The organism is Streptomyces venetus, from assembly GCF_039540295.1.
Classification (GTDB): domain Bacteria; phylum Actinomycetota; class Actinomycetes; order Streptomycetales; family Streptomycetaceae; genus Streptomyces; species Streptomyces venetus.
The window spans coordinates 110453-131779 of record NZ_BAABET010000014.1 but is presented as its reverse complement, the minus strand read 5'-3'; the positions used below and the strand labels follow the sequence as shown (position 1 = coordinate 131779).

Annotated in this window: 26 protein-coding genes and 1 riboswitch; of the genes, 16 read left to right on the top strand and 10 right to left on the bottom strand. The window is 71.9% G+C overall.

Translation table 11 applies throughout. The features are described 5' to 3' along the window. Positions 1-5: 5 nt before the first annotated feature. Positions 6-308, bottom strand: a complete 303-nt coding sequence (locus ABEA82_RS35540; RefSeq protein WP_345665880.1) for an urease subunit gamma — start codon at positions 306-308, stop codon at positions 6-8. A gap of 111 nt (positions 309-419) precedes the next feature. Then, positions 420-1067, bottom strand: a complete 648-nt coding sequence (locus ABEA82_RS35535; protein WP_345665879.1) for a TetR/AcrR family transcriptional regulator — start codon at positions 1065-1067, stop codon at positions 420-422. Between the two features lie 122 nt (positions 1068-1189). Here ABEA82_RS35535 and ABEA82_RS35530 point away from each other — a divergent pair, with 122 nt between their 5' ends. Continuing rightward, the gene (locus ABEA82_RS35530) at positions 1190-2182 is read left to right on the top strand and encodes an ABC transporter permease (protein WP_345665878.1); all 993 of its coding nucleotides are present in this window, start codon (positions 1190-1192) and stop codon (positions 2180-2182) included. 102 nt (positions 2183-2284) lie between these two features. Here the strand turns inward: ABEA82_RS35530 and ABEA82_RS35525 are convergent, their stop codons facing one another. Further along, complete coding sequence (locus ABEA82_RS35525; protein WP_345665877.1) at positions 2285-2572, bottom strand: type II toxin-antitoxin system Phd/YefM family antitoxin; 288 nt, start codon at positions 2570-2572, stop codon at positions 2285-2287. 90 nt (positions 2573-2662) lie between these two features. On the opposite strand from ABEA82_RS35525, the gene ABEA82_RS35520 reads away from it, so the two are divergent. The 4 genes from ABEA82_RS35520 (at position 2663) to ABEA82_RS35505 (ending at position 5363) form a co-directional block, all read left to right on the top strand. Then, positions 2663-3298 (top strand): ATP-dependent Clp protease proteolytic subunit, encoded by a 636-nt coding sequence (locus ABEA82_RS35520; protein ID WP_345665876.1) that lies wholly within the window; start codon positions 2663-2665, stop codon positions 3296-3298. Between the two features lie 7 nt (positions 3299-3305). Continuing rightward, entirely contained in the window at positions 3306-3614 is a 309-nt protein-coding gene (locus ABEA82_RS35515) for a hypothetical protein (protein WP_345665875.1), read from the top strand. Between the two features lie 377 nt (positions 3615-3991). Then, positions 3992-4163, top strand: a riboswitch (cyclic di-AMP (ydaO/yuaA leader). Positions 4164-4166: 3 nt separating this feature from the next. After that, complete coding sequence (locus tag ABEA82_RS35510) at positions 4167-4640, top strand: C40 family peptidase (RefSeq protein ID WP_345665874.1); 474 nt, start codon at positions 4167-4169, stop codon at positions 4638-4640. An 81-nt stretch (positions 4641-4721) separates the two neighbouring features. Continuing rightward, positions 4722-5363, top strand: a complete 642-nt coding sequence (locus tag ABEA82_RS35505) for a DUF6328 family protein (protein WP_345665873.1) — start codon at positions 4722-4724, stop codon at positions 5361-5363. Positions 5364-5399: 36 nt separating this feature from the next. On the opposite strand, the gene ABEA82_RS35500 is transcribed toward ABEA82_RS35505, so the two are convergent. Beyond that, on the bottom strand, positions 5400-5870 hold the full coding sequence (locus ABEA82_RS35500) for an ATP-binding protein (protein ID WP_345665872.1): 471 nt from the start codon (positions 5868-5870) through the stop codon (positions 5400-5402). Between the two features lie 212 nt (positions 5871-6082). On the opposite strand from ABEA82_RS35500, the gene ABEA82_RS35495 reads away from it, so the two are divergent. Further along, positions 6083-6943 (top strand): helix-turn-helix domain-containing protein, encoded by an 861-nt coding sequence (locus ABEA82_RS35495; RefSeq protein ID WP_345665871.1) that lies wholly within the window; start codon positions 6083-6085, stop codon positions 6941-6943. Positions 6944-6952: 9 nt separating this feature from the next. After that, positions 6953-7183: a DUF397 domain-containing protein gene (locus ABEA82_RS35490; RefSeq protein ID WP_345665870.1), complete on the top strand. Its 231-nt coding sequence runs from the start codon at positions 6953-6955 to the stop codon at positions 7181-7183. Positions 7184-7248: 65 nt separating this feature from the next. Here the strand turns inward: ABEA82_RS35490 and ABEA82_RS35485 are convergent, their stop codons facing one another. Next, on the bottom strand, positions 7249-8376 hold the full coding sequence (locus ABEA82_RS35485; RefSeq protein ID WP_345665869.1) for an 8-amino-7-oxononanoate synthase: 1128 nt from the start codon (positions 8374-8376) through the stop codon (positions 7249-7251). Positions 8377-8526: 150 nt separating this feature from the next. Between ABEA82_RS35485 and bioB the strand changes: the two genes are divergently transcribed. The 5 genes from bioB to ABEA82_RS35460 all read left to right on the top strand — a co-directional run bounded on the left by bioB (position 8527) and on the right by ABEA82_RS35460 (position 13512). Then, complete coding sequence (gene bioB / locus ABEA82_RS35480; protein WP_345665868.1) at positions 8527-9702, top strand: biotin synthase BioB; 1176 nt, start codon at positions 8527-8529, stop codon at positions 9700-9702. Next, a complete protein-coding gene (locus tag ABEA82_RS35475) occupies positions 9695-10990 on the top strand; it encodes an adenosylmethionine--8-amino-7-oxononanoate transaminase (RefSeq protein WP_345665867.1) in 1296 nt (431 codons plus the stop codon). Before bioB ends, ABEA82_RS35475 begins: the two co-directional genes overlap by 8 nt. Before the next feature lies 1 nt (position 10991). After that, positions 10992-11717, top strand: a complete 726-nt coding sequence (gene bioD, locus ABEA82_RS35470; protein WP_345665866.1) for a dethiobiotin synthase — start codon at positions 10992-10994, stop codon at positions 11715-11717. 60 nt (positions 11718-11777) lie between these two features. Further along, the gene (gene bla, locus ABEA82_RS35465) at positions 11778-12701 is read left to right on the top strand and encodes a class A beta-lactamase (protein ID WP_345665865.1); all 924 of its coding nucleotides are present in this window, start codon (positions 11778-11780) and stop codon (positions 12699-12701) included. A 136-nt stretch (positions 12702-12837) separates the two neighbouring features. Continuing rightward, a complete protein-coding gene (locus tag ABEA82_RS35460; RefSeq protein ID WP_345665864.1) occupies positions 12838-13512 on the top strand; it encodes a class I SAM-dependent methyltransferase in 675 nt (224 codons plus the stop codon). Between the two features lie 18 nt (positions 13513-13530). Here ABEA82_RS35460 and ABEA82_RS35455 read toward each other — a convergent pair whose 3' ends face one another. Then, complete coding sequence (locus tag ABEA82_RS35455; RefSeq protein ID WP_345665863.1) at positions 13531-13905, bottom strand: fic family toxin-antitoxin system, toxin component; 375 nt, start codon at positions 13903-13905, stop codon at positions 13531-13533. Positions 13906-13909: 4 nt separating this feature from the next. Further along, positions 13910-14149 (bottom strand): hypothetical protein, encoded by a 240-nt coding sequence (locus ABEA82_RS35450; RefSeq protein ID WP_003988727.1) that lies wholly within the window; start codon positions 14147-14149, stop codon positions 13910-13912. Between the two features lie 144 nt (positions 14150-14293). Between ABEA82_RS35450 and ABEA82_RS35445 the strand changes: the two genes are divergently transcribed. From ABEA82_RS35445 to ABEA82_RS35430, 4 genes are read left to right on the top strand one after another with little or no spacing between them, the layout of a single operon-like run. Beyond that, positions 14294-15109 (top strand): ABC transporter ATP-binding protein, encoded by an 816-nt coding sequence (locus ABEA82_RS35445; RefSeq protein WP_345665862.1) that lies wholly within the window; start codon positions 14294-14296, stop codon positions 15107-15109. A gap of 4 nt (positions 15110-15113) precedes the next feature. Further along, positions 15114-17681 carry an ABC transporter permease gene (locus tag ABEA82_RS35440; protein WP_345665861.1) on the top strand — a complete coding sequence of 856 codons (2568 nt, stop codon included), beginning with the start codon at positions 15114-15116 and terminating at the stop codon, positions 17679-17681. Between the two features lie 46 nt (positions 17682-17727). Further along, the gene (locus ABEA82_RS35435) at positions 17728-18618 is read left to right on the top strand and encodes an LLM class F420-dependent oxidoreductase (protein ID WP_345665860.1); all 891 of its coding nucleotides are present in this window, start codon (positions 17728-17730) and stop codon (positions 18616-18618) included. Positions 18619-18673: 55 nt separating this feature from the next. After that, the gene (locus ABEA82_RS35430) at positions 18674-19099 is read left to right on the top strand and encodes a GNAT family N-acetyltransferase (RefSeq protein WP_345665859.1); all 426 of its coding nucleotides are present in this window, start codon (positions 18674-18676) and stop codon (positions 19097-19099) included. Here ABEA82_RS35430 and ABEA82_RS35425 read toward each other — a convergent pair. Genes ABEA82_RS35425 through ABEA82_RS35415 form a run of 3 tightly spaced genes read right to left on the bottom strand, consistent with a single transcriptional unit; the run spans position 19096 to position 21271 of the window. Further along, a complete protein-coding gene (locus ABEA82_RS35425) occupies positions 19096-19674 on the bottom strand; it encodes a TetR/AcrR family transcriptional regulator (protein WP_345665858.1) in 579 nt (192 codons plus the stop codon). The two genes, ABEA82_RS35430 and ABEA82_RS35425, sit on opposite strands and share 4 nt — an antisense overlap. A 30-nt stretch (positions 19675-19704) precedes the next feature. Further along, entirely contained in the window at positions 19705-21108 is a 1404-nt protein-coding gene (locus tag ABEA82_RS35420; RefSeq protein WP_345665857.1) for an amidase, read from the bottom strand. Further along, entirely contained in the window at positions 21095-21271 is a 177-nt protein-coding gene (locus tag ABEA82_RS35415; RefSeq protein ID WP_345665856.1) for a hypothetical protein, read from the bottom strand. The genes ABEA82_RS35420 and ABEA82_RS35415 overlap by 14 nt, the downstream gene beginning before the upstream one ends. Positions 21272-21327: the final 56 nt, after the last annotated feature.

The following is a 21327-nucleotide window of genomic DNA, read 5'->3' as shown; positions in this document are numbered from 1 at the left end:
CCCTCTCAGACGATCGGCTCGTGGACGGTGACGAGCTTGGTGCCGTCCGGGAAGGTGGCCTCGACCTGGACGTCGTGGATCATCTCCGGGACGCCTTCCATGACGTCGTCCCGGGTGAGCACCTTGCGTCCGGAGGACATGAGTTCGGCGACCGTACGGCCGTCGCGGGCGCCTTCGAGGAGGTGGGACGTGATGAGGGCGACCGCCTCGGGGTGGTTGAGCCGGAGACCGCGGGCCCGGCGCTTCTCGGCCACGTCGGCCGCCACGTGGATCAGGAGTCGCTCTTGCTCGTGCGGGGTCAGCTGCACGTCCCACCTCACAGTCGTCGCTCCGGACCGTGCGGGGCCCGGTTGCCGCAGCCCCGGGGGAAAAGCCCTGGTGGCGTGGCGGCAGGCTAATTGGATCGGGTTTCAGGCACGTTAACCGAGCTGTGCTCCACCGGCTGCCGCACGGTCGTCGGGCATGCTCGTCAGTGCCCGCAGACCGTCCCGGAGGACCTCGACCGGCGCGGGCCCGAAGAGCGACTGCTGTGCGATGAACCCGAGCACCGCGGCGATCATCGTGCGGGCCACATGGTCCGGCGCCACGTCCGCCCGCATCATCCCGGCCTCCTGGTAGCCCTCGACGATCCTCCCCCAGGTCGCGCGGACCGAGCCGTAGCCCTCCCGCAGGACGGCCGCCAGTTCCTCGTTGCGCAGGGTCTCCGTCCAGACCTGGACGACGAGCCTCGGGAAGGCGGGCCGGCCGTCGACGAGGAGGGACTCGCGGGCGGCGAGCGTCTTGCCGAGGACGGAGGCGACGAGTTCGTCCGGCGGCGGGGGCGGGCTCTGCCGTGCCGCCTCCTCGAAGGCCCCGCGGACCGAACCGAGCACGTCGCCGACGATCGCCCCGATCAGTTCCTCCTTGCCGCTGAAGTAGCGGTAGACGGCACCGGCGGAGAGTCCGACCTCCTTGAGCACGTCCTGCATGGACGTGGCGTGGAAGCCGTTGCGGGCGAAGCAGAGCGCGGCGCCGTCGAGGATCTGGCGGCGGCGGGCGTCGAGATGTTCCTGGGACACGCGGGCCATGGTCGACAAAATAAAACGAATATTCATTCTTGACAAGCCTCGCCCGGGCGGCGCACGGTGAGGACAGCGCAAAAACGAACGATCCTTCTTTTTAGTCGGTGCAGCCGCTCGCAGGAGATCCCATGCCCTCCACGACCCACCGCCGCCTGATCGCGGTCATCGTCCTCGTGCCCGTCCTCGCGGCCCTGGCCCTGTGGGCCTTCGCCTGGCCCGCCGCCCGCACCGCGCCGCGCGACCTGCCCCTGGGCGTCGCGGGGCCGCCCGCCGCGACGGCGCAGCTGGAGAAGCGGCTGGAAGGACACGGGGGCGCCTTCGAGATCCACCACTACGCCGACGAGGCGGCGGCCCGGGGCGCCATCGAGGACCGGGCCGTGTACGGCGCGGTCGTGGTGACGCCGCAGGGGCCCGAGTTGCTCACCGCGTCCGCCGCCGGGCCCGCTGTCGCGCAGTTCCTCCAGCAGGCCCTGGCACGGCAGGCCTCCGCCGAGGGGGCGCAGGTGAAGACGGTCGACGTCGTGGCCGCCCCGGCGGGTGATCCGCGCGGCGCGGCACTGGGCGCCGCCGTGCTGCCGCTCGCGCTGGCCGGCATCGCGGCGGGAGCGGTGGTCACCCTGCTGGGACTGCGCGGCGTGCGGGCCGCGATCGCGCTGCTCGGCGCGTCCGCCCTGGTGGGCGCGGTCGCGGCCGCGATCGCGCACAGTCGGCTCGGGGTGCTCACGGGTGACTGGTGGGCGGAGGCAGCCGTGCTGGGCCTGTCGGCGCTGGCCGTCGGCGGCGCCGTGGCCGGACTCGCCGCCCTGCTCGGCACGGCGGGCATCGGGATCGGTGGAGCCCTGGTGATGTTCCTCGGCAATCCCTTCTCCGGGGCCGCCACGGCGCCGGAGATGCTGCCGGAGCCGGCCGGCACGATCGGCCAGTGGCTGCCGCCCGGCGCGGGCGCGACGCTGCTGCGCTCGGTGTCGTACTTCGACGGTGCGGCGGCGACCGGCCCGGCCCTCACCCTGACCTGGTGGGCGGCGCTGGGCCTGGGCGCCGTACTGCTCGGCGGTTCACTCCGGCGGAAGGCGGGCGGCTCACCCACCGCCGACAGGCGGGAGCTCGCGACCGTCGGCTGAGCCCGCCCCGTAAGCGGTCACCCGGTGTGAGCCGGCCCCGCACACAACGACCGTGCATCCCCGCCGCAGCGGACGGGGGTGCACGGTCTTCCGTCTGTCAGGCTAGGCCGGATTGGCCCCCCGGTGTTCCGCCGCGATGCCGAACCGCTGCCGTTCGCCAGAAGCGGACGCCACCTCGTGGACCGTGGAGACGGCGCTGATCACCTGCTCCTCCGCCGGCTCCGCAAGCTCCTGGGCCTCTTCGAGTCGCCGCAGGTCATCGGCGGAGACGAGGGCGACGAGAGGCTTGCCGTGCCGGGTGACGACGACACGCTCACCGGCGTACACCACGCGGTTGATCAGGTCGGCGAGCTCAGCCCTGGCTTGCGTCACCGGAATCTCGTAGGCCATGTCCCCATCATAACGGCACGTACGTCCTGTACATTTTTTACAGAGACAGCTGTCGCCGGAGACAGCTCTGCCCGCGAGGAGGGGTTCGCCATGACCCGACCGTCCGCCCGTTACGTGCTGCCCGAGTTCACCGAACGGACGGGGTCCGGGCAGCGGACGATGGATCCGTACTCGAAGCTCCTGGAGGAGCGGATCGTCTTCCTCGGGACGCCGGTGGACGAGACCTCGGCGAACGACGTGATGGCCCAGTTCATGTACCTGGAACACCACGCACCCGACCGCGACATCTCGCTCTACATCAACTCCCCCGGCGGCACGTTCCACGCGATGACGGCCCTCTACGACACGATGCAGTACGTCAACTGCGACGTGGAGACGGTCTGCCTGGGCCAGGCCGGGGCGGCCGCCTCGGTACTGCTGGCGGCGGGCACGCCAGGCAAGCGATCCGTGCTGCCGGACGCGCGTCTGGTGATCCATCAGCCCGCGCTGCCCGAGCCGGTCCACGGACAGGCCAGCGATCTGGCGATCCAGGCCGACGAGCTGACGCGCATCCGGACGCGCATGGAGGAGATGCTCGCGCGGCACACGGGCCGCACCCGTGAGCAGGTGAGCACCGACATCGAGCGCGACAAGATCCTCACCGCGCAGGAGGCGGTGGAGTACGGCCTGGTGGACCGGATCGTCCCGAACCGCAAGGCCACCCTGGCTCCGCCGACCGGAGAGTGAGCCGCCGGTGCTTCCGCCCGAACTGCCGCCACTGCCCGCCCTGACCCGTGCCGAGGCGGAGTTGATCGACCGGTACCTCGAGGTCGTCGACCTGCTCGGCCGGATCAACCCGGCGCTGGACGGCGACACCTACCGTGGACTGCGCGCCGCCCAGGCCCTGGTCGGCAAGGCGACCGCGCTGCGTGACGCACTCACCCTGATGCATCAACGGGGCGAGACGGAACTGCACGCCACCACGCTGGCCAGAGCCCTGCGGGTGCTCGACGGCGAGCGGCGCACGGCGCGTGTCACCCTGCCCCCGGAGTCCGTCAGTTGACGCGGGCTCATCGGCCCGGACACCCGATTCGACGACGAGGCGTCCGGGCCCGAGTCGAAACGGCCCGAAAGACGTACCCCTGTTCGGAGTAGACAGGGGTCGTATTTTCGGGCCCTCGCAGTTGCGCAACACGCCTGACCGAGGGGCGGAATGAGGCATTCCATCCCAGGTCCGACGGCCCGCGGGCCCGTGGACGGCGACTCGAACGCAGGGGTGTCCACCCGAACGGATGAGTGGTGAGTAACAACACAAATCCCAGGTTCCGTTGGGATTTCCGGACATCCATGAGCCAAGATCCCTGTCTGACGACAAGCCCCCGCCACAGCGGCGGGGCGGTCCGGGCGGACGCCGAGTCCTGCCGCCGCCTGGATGACCGGTCGACAGAAGTGCATCGGCAGGAGTGGAGGACCCAAGCACGACGGGTCGCCGGGACGGTCACGCCATGACCGGACCCGAGCAGCCCTTGGGGTGAAGCCGCGTCAGCGGCCGGGCAACTTCGCCAGCCCGAATCCGACAGGTCATCCTTCACAGGCGGCTGACGAAGGGTTGCGCATGACTGCGCTCAATCGTGTCCCGTCGCTCATGGTCCGGGCCGGTACGGCTTCGGCCCTCACCATCGCCGCCGTGGGCGGATCGATAGTGGCGCCCGGCTTCTCCTCGGAGGCCGCGGCAGCCACACCAGCGACGAAGGCGCTCCAGATCGCGGCTTCCAAGAAGGGTTCGCCCTACAAGTACGGGGCCACCGGGCCGCACCGGTTCGACTGCTCAGGCCTGACGCTGTACTCGTTCAAGAAGGCGGGCAAGAAGCTGCCCCGCACGGCAGCCCAGCAGTACAACAAGACGCGCCACATCTCCGCCAAGAGCCGCAAGGCGGGAGACCTGGTGTTCTTCCACTCGGGCAGCAACGTGTACCACGTCGGTATCTACGCGGGTAAGAACAAGCTCTGGCACGCCCCGAAGAGCGGGGACGTCGTGCGACTTCAGAAGCTCTGGACCAAGAGCGTCTGGTACGGGCGCGTGAAGTGATCCGCCCGGCGTGCGGCGGCGTCCTGACGCGCCGCCGCACGCCGGAGCGTGACACGGGCTGAAGTGGTTACCCGTGACTCCATGGCCGAGCACCGTCCCTGCACCGCACGCGGCGAGACACCGTTGCAGCGCGCCGACCGCAACTTCGTCGAGCTGCTCCAGGAACTCCGGGTCACCCAGACGGGCGTGCAGATCCTCTTCGCCTTCCTGCTGTCGCTGGCCTTCACCTCGCGTTTCGGGTCTCTCGACTCCTTCCAGCGTGTCGTCTACGTCGTCACGCTGCTGCTGGCGGTCCTGGCCGCGGCGCTGTTCACCGCACCGGCCGCACTGCACCGCTCGCTCTTCCAGCAGGGCGCCAAGCCGCGCATCGTGCAGGTCTCCTCACGCCTGGCCACCACCGGGCTGATCGTTCTGGTGTTCGCATTCAGTGGTTCCGTACTGCTGGTGGTGGATGTGACGACCCGCCGGGGCGGCGGGATCGCGGCGGGCGCGGCGACCTTCCTGGTCTGTACCGGCCTGTGGGGGCTGCTCCCCCGGCTGGTGCGGCGGGCGGGGCAGCGCGACAGGGCGGACGGCGCCTCCGAGGAACCGGAGACCCCCGTCGAGCGACCGGCACCTCAGGGCACGGTCCAGATCCCGGCACCGCTGCGCGGCACCATCAGGCCGCCGTCGGCGGTTCGCGGAGGAGCGGCTCACCGGGAAGCGTCAGCGCGGCGTCGGTGACAGGTCCTGGCTGACCGGTCCGTCGGGGTGGTGGCCTCAGGCCCGGGGCGGGCGAGCCGTGCCGTACGGTCCCGTGACGGGCTGGGCCGGGACAGCCCACGGGAGTTCGATGAGGATGGTCTTGCCGCCCTCCCGGGTCGGGCGGATCCTGAGCTTGCCACCGCACTCCGCGGTCAGCCAGCGGATGATGACCAGCCCGCGCCCGTTGTCCTGCTGGACGGCGGCGGGCAGGCGTCTGGGGAACCGGGGGTGGCTGTCCGTGACGCCGATGCGCAGTCGTTCGTCCCGGTCGAGTACGACGTCCACCGTGAAGGTGGGCGACTGGCCGAAGGTGTGCTGGACGGCGTTGGTGGCGAGTTCGGAGACGATGAGGCGGACGGTGTCGGACACTTCCGTGTCCGCCGGCAGGCCCCACTCCGCGAGCGTGCCCACCACGTAGGCGCGTGCCGCGGAGACCGAGGCCGGATCGCTCGGCAGAGTGACGGATGCTTCCAAATGGTCTGCCATGGCGACGTCGTCCCTTTCTCACGGGACCGCAGTCCGACACGGAGCGGATGGTTCGAGTACGGTCCCGGACTGGTGCTTCGTCGTCAGACTGCCACCAGAACACCCGCGAGAGGCGGCGATCCACCAAGATATGCATATATCTGTCGCTCAAAGCGGTGAACTCTGCGACGCGAGACCGTATTTGGGTGGCTCGTAAGGAGTAAGGAGAACCCATGCAGCACGGTCCCGCGGTGCGCCGCCGGAAACTGGGCGCCGAACTGCGCGCACTGCGCACCTCGGCGGGGCTCACCAGTGGACAGGCGGCCCGGCTGGTGGGCTGGCACCAGTCGAAGGTCAGCCGGATCGAGACGGGCACGAGCGGGGTGAAACCGGCCGACGTGCGGTTACTGCTCGACGCCTATGGCGTGGCGGACTCCCAACTGCGCGACTTGCTCATGGTGTTGGCGGGGGCCGACGACAGCGGGGGCCGGCATCACTGGTGGCACGCCTATCGCGGTGTCCTGCCGCCGACCTACCGGGACTTCATCAGCCTGGAGTCCCAGGCCGGCACGATGCGCACGCTGGAGACCACGGTCGTCCCGGGACTGCTTCAGACCCCCGAGTACGCGCGTGCGGTGACGAAGGCCGCGGTGGAGGGCCTGTCGGAGGAGCGGCTGGACACGCTGGTCGAGGTGCGGCTGGCCCGGCAGGACGTGCTGCGGGCGGATCCGCCGCTGAAACTGAGCGCCGTCCTGGACGAGGCGGTGCTGCGGCGGGAGGTGGGCGGGCCCGGGGTCATGGCGCGGCAGCTGGAGCGACTGGTCGAGGCGGCTCGGTTGCCGCAAGTCCGATTGCAGGTCCTGCCGTTCACCGCCGGGGCGCACATCGGCGTCAACGGCCCTTTCGTTATTTTCTCATTTTCGAGCACCTCCGATCTGGATGTGGTTGTTCTCGACCACTTGACGAGTAGCCTCTACCTCGAGCGGAAAGAAGACCTCCGGGTCTACTCGGAGGCCTTCAACACCCTCCAGATCCACGCCCTTTCACCCGAGGACTCGTTGGATTTCATCGCCGGGACAGCCGCCGGCGCTTAAGGAGGCACCATGCGTGCACTGCCTCGTCATGTCCCCTCAAGCCTCGAACTGCACGGTGTGCGGTGGTTGCGCAGCAGCTACAGCACCGGCGCGAACAACTGCGTCGAGACCGCGCGTCCGGTCACCCCCGACCGGTCCGGACTGCTCGCCGTGCGCGACTCCAAGGACCCCGCCGGGCCCGCGCTGCTCTTCTCCCCGGAGAGCTGGGCGGAGTTCACGGCCGCGGTCGACCGCATCTGAACCCGCTTCGCCAGCCGTTCCTGATCAGTCCGTCATCGTCCGGTACCCGGCCGTGTCACGCCGACTCATGGTCGTGTCCCGTCGATCAGCCGTACAGCGCGTTCGATCTGTTCCGCGGTCAGGTCCGCGCGGGCGGTCAGCCTGAGCCGTGAGATGCCGTCGGGCACGGAAGGAGGACGGAAGCAGCCCACGGCCAGGCCCGCCGCGCGGCACTCGGCCGCCCAGCGCACGGCGTCCTCGGCGGAGGGCGCCCGCACCGAGACCACCGCGGCGTCCGGACGCACCGCTTCCAGACCCGCGGCGGTCAGGCGTGCGTGCAGCTCGCCGGCCACCGCGCGGGCCCGCGCCGCGCGTTCCGGCTCGCGGACCAGCAGCCGCAGGGCCGCGAGGGCCGCTCCCGCCGCGGCGGGGGCGAGTCCGGTGTCGAAGATGAACGTCCGTGCCGCGTTGACCAGGTGTTCGACGACCCGGGCGGGACCGAGGACCGCTCCGCCCTGGCTGCCGAGCGACTTGGACAGTGTGACCGTCGCGACGACGTCGTCGGCGCCCGCGAGCCCCGCCGCGTACGGGGCGCCACGGCCGCCGTCGCCGAGCACGCCCAGGCCGTGGGCGTCGTCGACCACCAGCCCGGCGCCGTGCTCCCGGCACGCCGCGGCGAGCGCGGCCAGGGGGGCGGCGTCGCCGTCCACCGAGAAGACCGTGTCGGACACGGTGATCGCGGTGCCCTCGTGCGTCTGGAGCGCCTTGCGGACGGCGTCCGGTTCGGCGTGCGCCACGACCTGGGTGGCGCCGCGGGCCAGCCGGCAGCCGTCGATGAGCGAGGCGTGGTTGCCCGCGTCGGAGACGATCAGGGAGCCGTGCGGGGCCAGCGCGGTGACCGCGGCCAGGTTGGCCGCGTAGCCGGAGGAGAAGACGAGGGCCGCCTCGAAACCGCAGAAATCGGCCAGCTCCCGTTCCAGTTCGGCGTGCAGTTCGGTGCTGCCGGTCACGAGCCGGGAGCCCGTCGAGCCGCCGCCCCACACCCGCGCGGCGCGAGCCGCGCCCTCGGTGACCTCCGGGTGGCGGGCCAGACCCAGGTAGTCGTTGCTCGCCAGGTCGAGGAGCGGTGAAGCGGCCGGACGGGGGCGCAGAGTCCGTACGAGTCCGGCGCGGCCGCGCGCCCGCGCCTGCTCGTCGATCCAGCCGAACGCCATGGGTGGTCCTCCGGAGAATTTGTAGGCAGTGCACAGACATTAGCGGGACCACCAGCAGGTCAGTGTGTGGCAATACCCACACCTCGAAGCGACTCTGTTGTGCGAACTCTCCTTGGCCAGGGACGGCTCCGTAGGACAGGATCGACTCTCATGGACCTGCTGAACACGCTGGTGGACAAGGGGCTTCGGCGCGAGCTGCCGACCCGCGAAGAGGCACTCGCCGTCCTCGCGACGTCCGATGACGACCTGCTCGATGTGGTGGCCGCGGCCGGGAAGGTGCGTCGGCACTGGTTCGGCCGACGGGTGAAACTCAACTATCTCGTCAACCTGAAGTCGGGGCTGTGCCCGGAGGACTGCTCCTACTGTTCCCAGCGGCTGGGCTCCGAGGCCGGGATCCTGAAGTACACCTGGCTCAAACCCGACCAGGCGTCCGACGCCGCGGCGGCCGGTGTGGCCGGGGGCGCCAAGCGGGTGTGCCTGGTGGCCAGCGGGCGCGGCCCGACCGACCGGGACGTGGACCGTGTCTCCGACACGATCAAGGCGATCAAGGCGAACAACGAGGGCGTCGAGGTGTGCGCCTGCCTCGGACTGCTCTCCGACGGGCAGGCCGAGCGGCTGCGCGAGGCGGGCGCCGACGCCTACAACCACAACCTCAACACGTCCGAGGCGACGTACGGGGACATCACGACCACCCACACCTACGCCGACCGCGTCGACACGGTCTCCAAGGCGCACGCGGCGGGCCTGTCGGCCTGTTCCGGGCTGATCGCCGGCATGGGCGAGAGCGACGAGGACCTCGTGGACGTCGTCTACTCGCTGCGCGAGCTGGACCCGGACTCGGTTCCGGTCAACTTCCTGATCCCGGTCGAGGGCACCCCGCTGGCCAAGGAGTGGAACCTCACCCCGCAGCGCTGCCTCAGGATCCTGGCGATGGTGCGTTTCGTGTGCCCGGACGTCGAGGTGCGCATCGCGGGCGGCCGGGAGGTCCATCTGCGCTCGATGCAGCCGGTGGCCCTGCACCTGGCCAACTCCATCTTCCTCGGCGACTATCTGACCACCGAGGGCCAGGCCGGCAAGGCCGACCTGGAGATGATCGCGGACGCCGGGTTCGAGGTGGAGGGCACCGACCAGGTGACGCTGCCCGACCACCGCGCCGCCGGCGGATGCCACGACGGGGGCGGGGCCTGCGGTTCCGAGGGCGGCGGAGTCTGCGGCTCCGGGGCCGCGCCGGAGGCTGCCGAGCCCCGCACGGCCGCCGACGCCCGGACCGACCTGGTCGCCGTGCGTCGCCGGGGCGCCGGGACGGACCTCGCGCCCAATGCCTGAGCGGACGGCGCCCGAGCTGTCGGTGCCCGCCCTGCTGGAGCTCGACCGGCGGCATGTGTGGCACCCGTACGGTCCGATGCCCGGCCGGCAGGAACCGCTGGTCGTGGAGTCGGCGAGCGGGGTGCGGCTGAAGCTCGCCGACGGCTCGGGCGAACTGGTCGACGGCATGTCGTCCTGGTGGTCGGCGATCCACGGCTACAACCACCCGGTTCTGAACGAGGCCGCCCGCGAGCAGCTGGGGCGGATGAGCCATGTGATGTTCGGCGGGCTCACCCACGAGCCCGCCGTACGACTGGCGAAGCTCCTTGTCGACATGTCGCCCGAGGGTCTCGAGCACGTGTTCCTCGCCGACTCCGGGTCGGTGTCGGTCGAGGTCGCGGTCAAGATGTGCCTGCAGTACTGGCGTTCGCTGGGCCGCCCCGGCAAGCGGCGGCTGCTGACCTGGCGCGGCGGCTACCACGGCGACACCTGGCAGCCGATGTCGGTGTGCGATCCCGAGGGCGGGATGCACGAGCTGTGGGCCGGGGTGCTCCAGCGTCAGGTGTTCGCCGACCCACCGCCGGCCGAGTACGACGAGGGATACGCCGAGCACCTGCGCACGATGGTCGCGCGGCACGCCGACGAGCTGGCCGCGGTGATCGTCGAGCCGGTGGTGCAGGGGGCGGGCGGGATGCGCTTCCACTCCCCCGCGTATCTGCGGGTGCTACGCGAGGCGTGCGACGCGCACGACGTGCTGCTGGTGTTCGACGAGATCGCGACCGGCTTCGGCCGTACCGGCGCGCTGTTCGCGGCGGAGCACGCGGTCGTGACGCCGGACGTGATGTGCCTCGGCAAGGCGCTGACCGGCGGTTACCTGACCATGGCCGCCACGCTGTGCACCTCGCGCGTGGCCGACGGCATCTCGCGCGGCGAGGTGCCGGTCCTCGCGCACGGGCCGACCTTCATGGGGAACCCGCTGGCGGCGGCGGTGGCGTGCGCCTCCATCGAGTTGCTGCTCGGCCAGGACTGGCTCGCGGAGGTCAAGCGGATCGAGGCGGGACTGCGGGACGGGCTCGCGGCGGCGGCGGAGCTCCCGGGCGTCACGGACGTGCGGGTGCTCGGCGCGGTCGGGGTCGTGCAGTTGGACCACGCCGTGGACATGGCGGCGGCCACGGAGGCGGCCGTAGGCGAGGGCGTATGGCTGCGGCCGTTCCGCGATCTGATCTACACCATGCCGCCGTACGTGACGGGCGACGCGGATGTGGCGCGGATCGCGCGTGCGGTGTGCGCTGCGGCACGGAAGGGATGACATGACGGTACTGGTGATCACGGGCACGGGCACGGAGGTCGGCAAGACGGTCGTGACCGCCGCCGTCGCGGCGACGGCGCGGGCGGCCGGCCGTTCGGTGGCCGTTCTGAAGGCCGCGCAGACGGGTGTACGGCCGGACGAGCCGGGGGACGCCGCCGAGGTCGCGCGGCTCGCGGGCGCCGTCACGACCGCCGAACTCGCGCGGTATCCGGAACCGTTGGCGCCGGCCACGGCGGCCCGCCGGGCCGGTCGCGCCCCGGTGCATCCGCACGAGGTCGCGGAGGCCGCCGCCAAGCTGGCCACCGAGCACGACCTGGTGCTGGTCGAGGGCGCGGGCGGACTGCTCGTACGGTTCGACGCGGGCGGCGGCACCCTGGCGGACGCGGCCGGGCTGCTGTCGGCCCCGGTGCTGGTGGTGGCACCGGCCGGGCTCGGCACCCTGAACACGACGGAGCTGACGGCGCGTGAACTGCGCTCCCGGGGGCTGGACCTCGCGGGCGTCGTGATCGGGAGCTGGCCCACCGCGCCGGACCTCGCCGCGCGCTGTAATCTCGCGGACCTGCCGGACGTCGCCGGGGCGCCCCTGCTGGGCGCCGTTCCCGCCGGTTCGGGGCATCTCGAACCGGCCGCCTTCCGGACAGCGGCACCGCACTGGCTGGCGCCGCGCCTGGACGGTACGTGGGACGCGGAGGCGTTCCAGGTGCGGGAGGCGCCGCGGGTGTCCTGAGCGTCCCGGCAGGCGCGCGGTGCAACCGGCGCTGGTGTGGTCGCGTGTTGAACTGCATACGTGATCACCTCCGAAGGGACCACTGTGCACACCAACGGATTACGCCCGTCCCGCCGTACCGCCCTCGTACTGGGCACGGCCGCCGCTCTCGCAGCGGGCGGCGGCACGGCCTTCGCGTCACCCGGCACGGGCGGCGTCGCCGCGCGGCTCCGGGAGATCGAGCTGGAGCACACCGCCCGGCTGGGCGTGTACGCGCGGAACCTGCGCACGGGCCGGACGGTGGCGTACCGGGCCGGCGAACGCTTCCCCATGGCCTCGGTGTTCAAGACGCTCGCCGTTGCCGCCGTCCTGCGCGACCTCGACCGCGACGGCGAGTTCCTGGCCCGGCGCGTCCACTACACCCAGGCCTACGTCGACGAGTCGGGCTACTCCCCCGTCACCGAGGACAACGTCGCCACCGGCATGACCGTGGGCGAACTGTGCGACGCCACCATCCGCTTCAGCGACAACACCGCGGGCAACCTTCTCCTGAAGGAGCTGGGCGGGCCGACCGCTGTCACGCGCTTCTGCCGCTCGCTCGGTGACCGTGTCACCCGGCTCGACCGCTGGGAGCCCGAACTCAACAGCGCGGAACCCTGGCGTACCACCGACACGACCACTCCGCGCGCTATCGGCCTGACCTACGCCCGCCTCGTGCTCGGCGACGCGCTGGAACCCCGGGACCGCGCCCGGCTCACGGACTGGCTGCTCCGCAACACGACCAGCATCGACAGGTTCCGCAAAGGCCTGCCCGCCGACTGGCTGCTCGCCGACAAGACGGGCGGAGGACGGTACGGCACCAACAACGACGTGGGCATCACCTGGCCGCCGGACGGCTCGCCGATCGTGCTGTCCGTCCTGACCACCCAGCCGGAGGAGGACGCCCCGGCCGACAACCCGCTGGTGGCCGAGACGGCCGCCCTGCTGGCGGCGGAACTCGGCTAGCGAGGTGCCGGTGAGAGGTGGGCGGGAAAGACCACCATCCGGTGCCGGGCCGCGTACTCCCGCCGTGGGTGGCAGGGGTGGACCGGGCTCCTGAGGGGGACAATCGCGGTAGGCCCGCCTCGACAGGGAGGTCCCCATGCCGCTCCGCTCCGGCAAGGTGCCCCGGGATGCCGTGCACCATCCGCTGTTCGCCCGTTGCTACGCCCGGGTCAGCGTGGCCGCCGAGACCCGGATGGGCATGGGCCGGGTGCGCGGGAGACTGCTCGGCGGGCTGTCCGGGCGGGTGATCGAGGTCGGCGCGGGCAACGGGCTGAACTTCGGGCACTACCCGGGCACCGTCTCGGAGGTCGTGGCCATCGAACCGGAGCGGCGGCTGCGGCACCTGGCCGTGGAGGCCGCCCTGCGCGCGGAGGTCCCGGTGGACGTGGTGCCGGGCGCGGCCGAGGCGCTGCCGGTCAAGAGCGAGGCCTTCGACGGGGCCGTGGTGTCGCTGGTGCTGTGCAGCGTGCGGGACGTGCCCCGGGCGCTCGGGGAGCTGCGTCGGGTGCTGCGGCCGGGCGGTGAGCTGCGGTTCTTCGAGCACGGGCGGGGCGGCGGCCGGGTGATGACCTTCAGTCAGCGCGCCCTGGACAGGACGGTCTGGCCGATGCTGGCCGGGGGGTGCCACCTGTCGCGGGAGCCGGTGCGAGCGCTGCGGGACGCGGGCTTCGAAATCGGCCCCTACCGGCGGGTGCTGATGCCGGAGCAGGGGCCGGTCCTGCCCAGCTCGTACTGCGTGCTGGGCACGGCGTGGCGCCCGCTCGACACATAGGCGGGCGGTGTCAGGGGGTCACAGACTCCACTGGCGCAGCTCCCGCTCGATGTCACGCACCGACGCCTCGCCGCTCTTCACCAGCCGGGCGAGGTCACGGACCTGCTCGGGCGAGGTGACCACCTTGGCGCCGCCGGCGACGAGGTACGCGTAGGCCACGGCGGAGGCGAACAGGGCGTTGGAGCGTTCCAGCGCGGGGACGTGGATCAGGAGCTGGAGCAGCGCGGCGGCGCGGGCGTGCGGGCTGTCGTAGACGGGGACGCCGAATATTTCGGCCTGGTGGCGGGCGACGGCGGCGACGAGGGCTCCCCAGTCGGTGACCTGGGGGTCTCCCGGGGTCTTCTGCTCGGCGAGCATCAGCAGCCAGGCGAGGTCGATCTCGAGGTTCTCCAAGGGATCAGTGGCGACCTTCGCGCGTGCCCTCGCGGTCCGGGCCGAATTCCTCGGCGAAGACCGACTCGTACTGCTTCATGAAGTCGGCGGCGGCCTCCACGAAGGTGTGGCCCACCTCGCCGGTGTCCTGCCTGACCAGCTCCTCGATGTAGCGGTTGACGCTCATGCCGCGGGCCAGGGCGCGTTCTCGGGCGGCTCGGGCGGTGCCCTCGTCGACTCGCACGTTCAGCTGGGTCTTCGCCATACCTCGAAGCTAGCGCGTGAGTGCTAGCACCGGCAAGGCCGGGACTCCGACCCGCGGAGGATACCGGGTGTGGGCCGGGTCACATTACGCTCGGGCAGGCGAGGAGTCCTGACGTTCCTGACGTCGATCCTTAAGGAGGCGGCCTTGTCCACACCTGCTGCGGAGCATGCCCCCGGCCTCGCGCCGGCCGACGGGATCGCCGCCCGCGCCCGCGGTCTGACCAAGGCGTACGGCTCGGGCGAGACGGCCGTGCTGGCGCTCGACTCGGTGGACGTGGACGTCGTGCGCGGCCGGTTCACCGCGGTGATGGGGCCCTCGGGCTCGGGGAAGTCCACACTGATGCACTGCCTGGCGGGGCTCGACACCGTCTCGGCCGGTCAGGTGTGGCTCGGCGACACGGAGATCACAGGGCTGAAGGAGCGAGAGCTGACGCGGCTGCGCCGCGACCGGATCGGTTTCATGTTCCAGTCGTTCAACCTCATCCCCACCCTGAACGCGCTGGAGAACATCACCCTGCCCATGGACATCGCGGGGCACCGGCCCGACGCGAAGTGGCTGGACCAGGTCATCGACACACTGGGGCTGCGGGACCGGCTCCGGCACCGGCCGTCGCAGCTGTCCGGGGGCCAGCAGCAGCGCGTGGCGTGTGCGCGGGCGCTGGCCTCGCGGCCCGAGCTGATCTTCGCGGACGAGCCGACCGGCAACCTCGACTCGCGCGCCGGCCTGGAGGTGCTGGGCTTCCTGCGCGAGGCGGTGGACCAGCTCGGTCAGACGGTCGTCATGGTCACCCACGACCCGGGCGCCGCCGCCCACTCGGACCTGGTGCTCTTCCTGGGCGACGGCCGGATCGTCGACGAGATGCCCCGGCCGACGGCGGAGGCGGTACTGGAACGCATGAAGCGTTTTGATGTCATCCGCACCCGCCACGAGGACGCCCCGGCTCCGGGGCGGGAGAACTGACACCGTGCTCAAGGCGACCCTGAGGAGCTTTCTGGCGCACAAGGGGCGGCTGCTGCTCTCCGCGCTCGCCGTCCTGCTGTCCGTCGCGTTCGTCACGGGAAGCCTGATCTTCTCCGACACCGTCGGCCGCACTTTCGACCGGCTGTTCGCCTCCACCGCTGCCGATGTCACGGTCAGCCCGAAGGAAGGCCTCCACGAGGCGGTGCCCTCCGGCCGGACGGCGACGCTGCCGGCCGCGCTCGCCGACCGGGTGCGGCAGGTCGACGGGGTCGCGGCGGCCCGCGCCGAGGTGAAGGTGAACGGCATCACCGTCGTCGACAGGCACAACGAACCGGTGGGACCGACCACCGGGGCCCCGACGCTCGGGAACGCCTGGTACCCGGGCGGACGCAGCCCCGTGGAGCTGACCTCCGGCCACGCCCCCCACGGTCCCGCCCAGGCGCTGCTCGACTCGGACACCGCCGACCGCAGGAACGTGCGCGTCGGCGACCCGCTCACGGTGATCGCGCCGCCCGGGTCGTTCACAGTCCGGGTCGTCGGCATCGTCACGTTCACCACCACCAACCCGGGCTCCGCCCGGCTGTTCTTCGACGTCCCCACCGCGCGTACGAAACTGCTGGGCGACCCCCGGGCGGCGACCAGCATCGAGGCCGACGCCGCCGCCGGGGTCGGCGACGGGCAGCTCAAGCGGCGCGTGGCCGCCGCGCTCGGCGCGCACACCTACGACTTCCGGACGGCCGGCGAGCAGGCCGAGTCGGACGTCGACAAGCTCGGCGGGTTCCTGGACGTCATCAAATATGTGATGGTCGGATTTGCCGGAGTCGCCGTGCTGGTGGGCGTGTTCCTGATCGTCAACACCTTCTCCATGCTCATCGCCCAGCGCACCCGCGAGCTGGGCCTGCTGCGCGCCCTGGGCGCCGACCGGCGCCAGGTCCGCGACTCGGTGCTCACCGAGGCGCTGCTGCTCGGACTGGCCGGCTCGACGCTGGGGCTCGCCGCGGGCATCGGGCTCGCCGCGGGGCTCATCGAGCTGATGGGCCTGTTCGGCATGAACATCGACGCCGACGAGATGGTGATCGGCTGGGCGACGCCCGTGGCGGCGTACGTCGTCGGTCTCGGTGTCACCTTCGTCGCCGCGTACCTCCCGGCGCGGCGGGCCGCGGGCGTCTCGCCGATGGCCGCGCTGTCGGACGCCGAGGTCGCCGGGGTCGGCAGACCGCTGCGGATGCGCGCGGTGGCGGGCGCGGTGGTCGGGGCGGCCGGTGCGGCGGCGCTCGCGGGCTGCGCGGTGTCCGAGCAGACCTCGTCGGCGGCGTCCCTGCTCGGGCTCGGTGTGGTGCTCACCCTGATCGCGACCGTGATCGCCGGGCCGCTGCTGGTGCGCCCGGTGATCCGGGTGCTCGGTTCGGCCTTCCCCGCGCTGTTCGGGTCGATCGGCCGGATGAGCCAGCGCAACGCCCTGCGCAACCCCCGCCGGACGGGGGCCACCGCGGCCGCTCTGATGGTGGGCATCGCCCTGGTCGGCGGGATGTCGGTGGCGAGCGCCTCGATGAACCGGTCGTTCGACCAGCAGATCGACAGGACACTGGGCGCCGACTTCGTGATCCAGAACGGCAACTTCATGCCGTTCCCGCGGGAGATCACCGAGGCGGTGCGGGACACCGACGGCGTGGGTCTGGTGGTGCGCGGGCGGTTCACGCCGGTCGCGGTGCGGCTTCCGGACGGTGACCGGGTGGAGACGACCGCCGCGGGCTACGATCCGCAGCTCGACGAGGTCGCCGACATCACCTATACGCGAGGGAACTCGGCCGCCGCTCTCGCGGACGGGCACCTCGCCATGGACCGGGACTTCGCACGCGACCACGGCGTGCGGGTGGGCAGCGCGGTTCCGGTGGAGTTCCAGGGCGGACGCCGGGCCGCGCTGACGGTGGGCGCCCTCACCGACCAGGACGCCGCCGAGGGCTTCGGCACACAGGGCGGACTCTACTTCGGGCTCGCCACGCTCGAACGGTACGCGCCGGGCGGACAGGACGCGGCGCTGTACGTCAACGCCGCCCCCGGCACGAGCGACGACGACCTGCGCGCGAACCTGGAGCAGACCCTGGACCCGTACCCCCAGGTGCAGGTGCGGGACCTGGCCGACTACAAGCGGCTGGTCCACGACCAGATCGCCGTCCTGCTGTACCTCGTGTACGCGTTGCTGGGGCTGGCGATCATCATCGCGGTACTCGGCGTGGTCAACACCCTCGCACTGTCGGTCGTCGAACGCACCCGGGAGATCGGGCTGCTGCGGGCGATCGGGCTGGCGCGGCGTCAGCTGCGGCGGATGATCCGGCTGGAGTCGGTGGTGATCGCGGTGTTCGGCGCGGTCCTGGGGCTCGCGCTGGGGCTGGTGTGGGGCGTGTGCATGCAGCAGGTGCTGGCGCTCCAGGGCATGACAGCCCTCGCGATCCCGTGGGGCACGATCGTCGCGGTGGTGATCGGCTCGGCGGTGGTGGGGGTCGTGGCGGCGCTGCTGCCGGCGTTGCGGGCATCCCGCATGAACGTACTGGCGGCCATCGCGCACGAATGATGGAATCGCGACAGTGCTCAAGTCCGCTGGTGTGTGAGGAGAGTTCATGTCGCGTCCGTTCCGTTTCGCGGTCAACCTGCTCGAACCCGCGTCCGCAGAGGAGTGGCGCGCCAAGTGCCGCCGGGCCGAGGAGCTCGGCTACGACGTGATCCTCGTCCCCGACCATCTGGGCATGCCCGCACCGTTCCCGGCGCTCGTGGCGGCGGCCGAGGCCACCGAACGCCCGCGGGTCGGCACCTTCACGCTCAACGCGGGCTTCTGGAACCCGGCACTGCTGGCCCGCGAGGTGGCGACGACTGACGCGCTGACGGGCGGCCGCCTGGAGCTGGGGCTCGGCACCGGCTACGTCCGGGAGGAACACGAGACGGCCGGGCTGCCGTTCGGCTCGCCCGGCGAGCGGGTGGACCACCTGCGGCGCACGGTCAAGGAACTGGAGCGACTGCTGGGCTCGAAGGAGCACCAGCCGCAGCCCACGCAGCGGCCCCGCGTGCCGCTGCTGATCGGGGGGAACGGCGACCGCATACTGCGGCTGAGCGCCGAGCACGCCGACATCGCGTCGTTCACCGGGGCACGTACGACGCCGGGCAGCACGACCGGGCAGCTGACACCGATCTCGGCGGACGAGATGGACGAACGCGTGGGGCGGATCCTGGAGTTCGCTGAGCACCGTGCGGAGCCGCCCGAGCTGAACCTGCTCATCCAGATGGTCATCGGCACCGAGGACCGCGAGGCCGCCGTCCGGCCGTTCCTCGAACTGGTCCCGGACATGACGGTCGATCAGGTCCTGGAGCTGCCCGTCACCCTGCTCGGCACCCTGGAGGAGATCACGGAGCAGGTCCTCGCCCGGCGCGAGCGCTACGGCTTCACGTACTTCACGGTCCTGGAGCCCTACATGGAGGCGTTCGCGCCGGTCATGGAGCGGGTGCGCGGGCTCTGACGTCCGCATCCTGAAATGGTGCGCCCCTGCACGGGGCGCGTGATGTGATCATCGCATGACCGAAGTGCGCATCCGGGCCGCGACGCCCGAGGACCTCGACACCGTGCTGGCCTTCTGGAAGGTGGCCGCCGAGGGCACGAGCATCAGCGACGATCGCGCGGGCGTGGAGCGGCTGATCGCGCGCGACCCCGAGGCGCTGCTCCTGGCGGAGCGGGACGGCGAGCCGGTCGGCACGGTGATCGCGGGGTTCGACGGGTGGCGCTGCCATCTGTACCGGCTGGCCGTGCACCCGGACCTCCGCCGCCAGGGCATCGGCTCCGCGCTGCTCGCAGCGGCCGAGGAGCGGTTCGTACGGCTCGGCGGGCGGCGCGCGGACGCGATGGTGCTGACGCGCAACGAGACCGCGCACCACGCGTGGGGGGCCGCGGGTTACGGACCCGAGGAGCAGTGGCGGCGCTGGGTGAAGCCCCTCACCGACTAGCCGGGGGAAACCCCGTCACCGGCCGGGGCGAGGACGCGTGCCACGAGCCGGTGGGCGTAGGCGGTGTCGAGGCCGTCCGGGCGGAAGAGAACGCGGTACATCATGGGGGCGACGACCTGGTCGATGACCGTCTCCACGCCGGGTGCCGGCTCCCCTCGCCCGGCCGCCCGGGCGAGGACGACACCGATCTGCTCGGCGGCGTAGGCCGAGCACCGGCCGGCGTTGCCGCCGTCCGGGTCGCCGAGCAGGGCGTCGCGGATGTAGGCGCGGCCGGCGGGCGAGGACATCTCGTCGAGGAACTGCTCGGCCCATGCCGTCAGGTCGGAAGACAGGGCGCCGTGGTCCTGGGGCGCGGTGTCCGGCCGCAGCCGCTCCACCGCCACGTCCGACAGCAGCTCCTGGAGGTCTCCCCAGCGGCGGTAGACCGTCGACGGTGTCACGCCCGCGCGCTGGGCGATCATCGGCACGGTGAGCGCGTCCCGGCCGACCTCCGAGGCGAGTTCGCGCACGGCGGCGTGCACCGACGCCTGGACCCGGGCGCTGCGCCCGCCGGGGCGCACCATCTGCCTGCTCATGACACCCAGCTTAAAGCGAAATCGTTGCGTCTAACGAGCGGCCGTGGTCGCCGTCGCGAGCCCCTGGGCGGGCCGGGTCTGTTCGTAGGCGTGGCCGACCCTCAGGAGGAGGCTCTCGCCGAGCGGCCTGCCGAGGAGCTGCATGCCGATCGGCAAGCCCGCGGTGTCGTGGCCGACCGGTACGGACAGGGCGGGCAGGCCGGTGATGTTGGCGGGTGCGGAGAGCCGCACATAGGCGTCGGCGACACCTTCGACGGTGCCGTCGGCCCAGGTGATCTCCTCCTGGCCGGCCTCGACCGCGGTCGCTGGGACGGTGGGGGCGGCGATCAGGTCCACGTCCCGCAGCACGCGCTCCCACTCCTGCCGCATGAGGGTGCGCGAGCGCTGGGCGCGCAGGTAGTCGCCCGCGGGCATCAGCTCACCGGCCTCGAGCAGGACCCGGACGTCGTCCTGGTAGAGCTCGGGGACCGTGCGCAGGGTGTCCTCGTGGTAGGCGGTGGCCTCGGGCACCATGAGGCCCCACTGGGTGGGCTTCACGTAGCGGGCCATGGGGATCTCGATGTCGACGAGCCCGGCACCGAGGGCCTCGAGCTGCCCGATGGCGCGGCGGACGGCGGCCTCCACCTCCGGGTCGACACGGTCGAAGTAGTAGGTGCGCGGCACGCCGATGCGCAGTCCGGTCAGGTCGGTGTCCGGGCCCGGCAGGTACCGCGCCGGGGGTGTGGCCAGGGAGGCGGGGTCGCGCGGGTCGTGGCCGGCCACGGCGGCGAGGACCAGGGCCGCGTCCTCGACGGTGCGGGTGAGCGGACCGACATGGTCCAGGGACCAGGACAGGGACGTGACGCCGTGGCGCGGCACGAGGCCGTAGGTCGGTTTGAGACCGACGACGCCGTTGAGCGCGGCGGGCACCCGGATGGATCCGCCGGTGTCGGTGCCCAGGGCGAAGGTGGCGGTGCCCGCGGCGACGGCGACGGCCGATCCACCGCTGGAGCCGCCGGCGACCCGGCCGGGGGCCCAGGCGTTGCGGGTCTGCGGTGTGGTCAGGCCGTAGGCGAACTCATGGGTGTGGGTCTTGCCCACGAGGACGGCTCCGGCGTCCGACAGCCGTGCGGCGACGGTGCTGTCGGCCGGCGCGCGATGGCCGGTCCTGACCCGCGAACTGGCCGACGTGGGCAGGCCGGCGACATCGATCAGGTCCTTCAGGCCCATCGGGATGCCGTGCAGCGGACCGCGGTGGCGCCCGGCGGCGATGTCGTCCGCGGCCAAGCGCGCCGCCCGACGGACGCGCTCCGCCCTGACCGTGACGTAGGCCCCGAGGTGCGGCTCCACCCGTTCGACGCGCTCCAGCACGGAGTCCGCCAGTTCGACGGGGGACAGCCGCCGGGCCCGGATCTCGTCGGCGGCGGCGCTCAGGGTCAGTTCACTGGGCTGCATCGTGCGCCTCCTTCGTCGCCGCGGCGCGATAGGCGAAGGCGGGCGGGGCGTCGCCGAAGTCCAGCTCCCGCAGGACCGCGACGACGGAGCGGATGTGGTCGGCGGTGGCCGCGACCGCCGCGCGGTGGGCAGCTTCACGCGGCGTCACTTCGGTTTGAGACATCGACCCTCCACAAAAGCTAAACGTTTGCCTTAAGGGACACTAGGACCTACGGTCGA

Excerpts from the sequence above, each read along its gene's own strand:
- ABEA82_RS35535 (WP_345665879.1), bottom strand. The coding sequence starts at position 1,067 with ATGGCCCGCGTGTCCCAGGAACATCTCGACGCCCGCCGCCGCCAGATC.
- ABEA82_RS35530 (WP_345665878.1), top strand. The coding sequence starts at position 1,190 with ATGCCCTCCACGACCCACCGCCGCCTGATCGCGGTCATCGTCCTCGTG.
- ABEA82_RS35525 (WP_345665877.1), bottom strand. The coding sequence starts at position 2,572 with ATGGCCTACGAGATTCCGGTGACGCAAGCCAGGGCTGAGCTCGCCGAC.
- ABEA82_RS35520 (WP_345665876.1), top strand. The coding sequence starts at position 2,663 with ATGACCCGACCGTCCGCCCGTTACGTGCTGCCCGAGTTCACCGAACGG.
- ABEA82_RS35510 (WP_345665874.1), top strand. The coding sequence starts at position 4,167 with ATGACTGCGCTCAATCGTGTCCCGTCGCTCATGGTCCGGGCCGGTACG.
- ABEA82_RS35505 (WP_345665873.1), top strand. The coding sequence starts at position 4,722 with ATGGCCGAGCACCGTCCCTGCACCGCACGCGGCGAGACACCGTTGCAG.
- ABEA82_RS35500 (WP_345665872.1), bottom strand. The coding sequence starts at position 5,870 with ATGGCAGACCATTTGGAAGCATCCGTCACTCTGCCGAGCGATCCGGCC.
- ABEA82_RS35495 (WP_345665871.1), top strand. The coding sequence starts at position 6,083 with ATGCAGCACGGTCCCGCGGTGCGCCGCCGGAAACTGGGCGCCGAACTG.
- ABEA82_RS35490 (WP_345665870.1), top strand. The coding sequence starts at position 6,953 with ATGCGTGCACTGCCTCGTCATGTCCCCTCAAGCCTCGAACTGCACGGT.
- ABEA82_RS35485 (WP_345665869.1), bottom strand. The coding sequence starts at position 8,376 with ATGGCGTTCGGCTGGATCGACGAGCAGGCGCGGGCGCGCGGCCGCGCC.
- bioB (WP_345665868.1), top strand. The coding sequence starts at position 8,527 with ATGGACCTGCTGAACACGCTGGTGGACAAGGGGCTTCGGCGCGAGCTG.
- ABEA82_RS35475 (WP_345665867.1), top strand. The coding sequence starts at position 9,695 with ATGCCTGAGCGGACGGCGCCCGAGCTGTCGGTGCCCGCCCTGCTGGAG.
- bioD (WP_345665866.1), top strand. The coding sequence starts at position 10,992 with ATGACGGTACTGGTGATCACGGGCACGGGCACGGAGGTCGGCAAGACG.
- ABEA82_RS35460 (WP_345665864.1), top strand. The coding sequence starts at position 12,838 with ATGCCGCTCCGCTCCGGCAAGGTGCCCCGGGATGCCGTGCACCATCCG.
- ABEA82_RS35450 (WP_003988727.1), bottom strand. The coding sequence starts at position 14,149 with ATGGCGAAGACCCAGCTGAACGTGCGAGTCGACGAGGGCACCGCCCGA.
- ABEA82_RS35435 (WP_345665860.1), top strand. The coding sequence starts at position 17,728 with ATGTCGCGTCCGTTCCGTTTCGCGGTCAACCTGCTCGAACCCGCGTCC.
- ABEA82_RS35430 (WP_345665859.1), top strand. The coding sequence starts at position 18,674 with ATGACCGAAGTGCGCATCCGGGCCGCGACGCCCGAGGACCTCGACACC.
- ABEA82_RS35425 (WP_345665858.1), bottom strand. The coding sequence starts at position 19,674 with ATGAGCAGGCAGATGGTGCGCCCCGGCGGGCGCAGCGCCCGGGTCCAG.
- ABEA82_RS35420 (WP_345665857.1), bottom strand. The coding sequence starts at position 21,108 with ATGCAGCCCAGTGAACTGACCCTGAGCGCCGCCGCCGACGAGATCCGG.
- ABEA82_RS35415 (WP_345665856.1), bottom strand. The coding sequence starts at position 21,271 with ATGTCTCAAACCGAAGTGACGCCGCGTGAAGCTGCCCACCGCGCGGCG.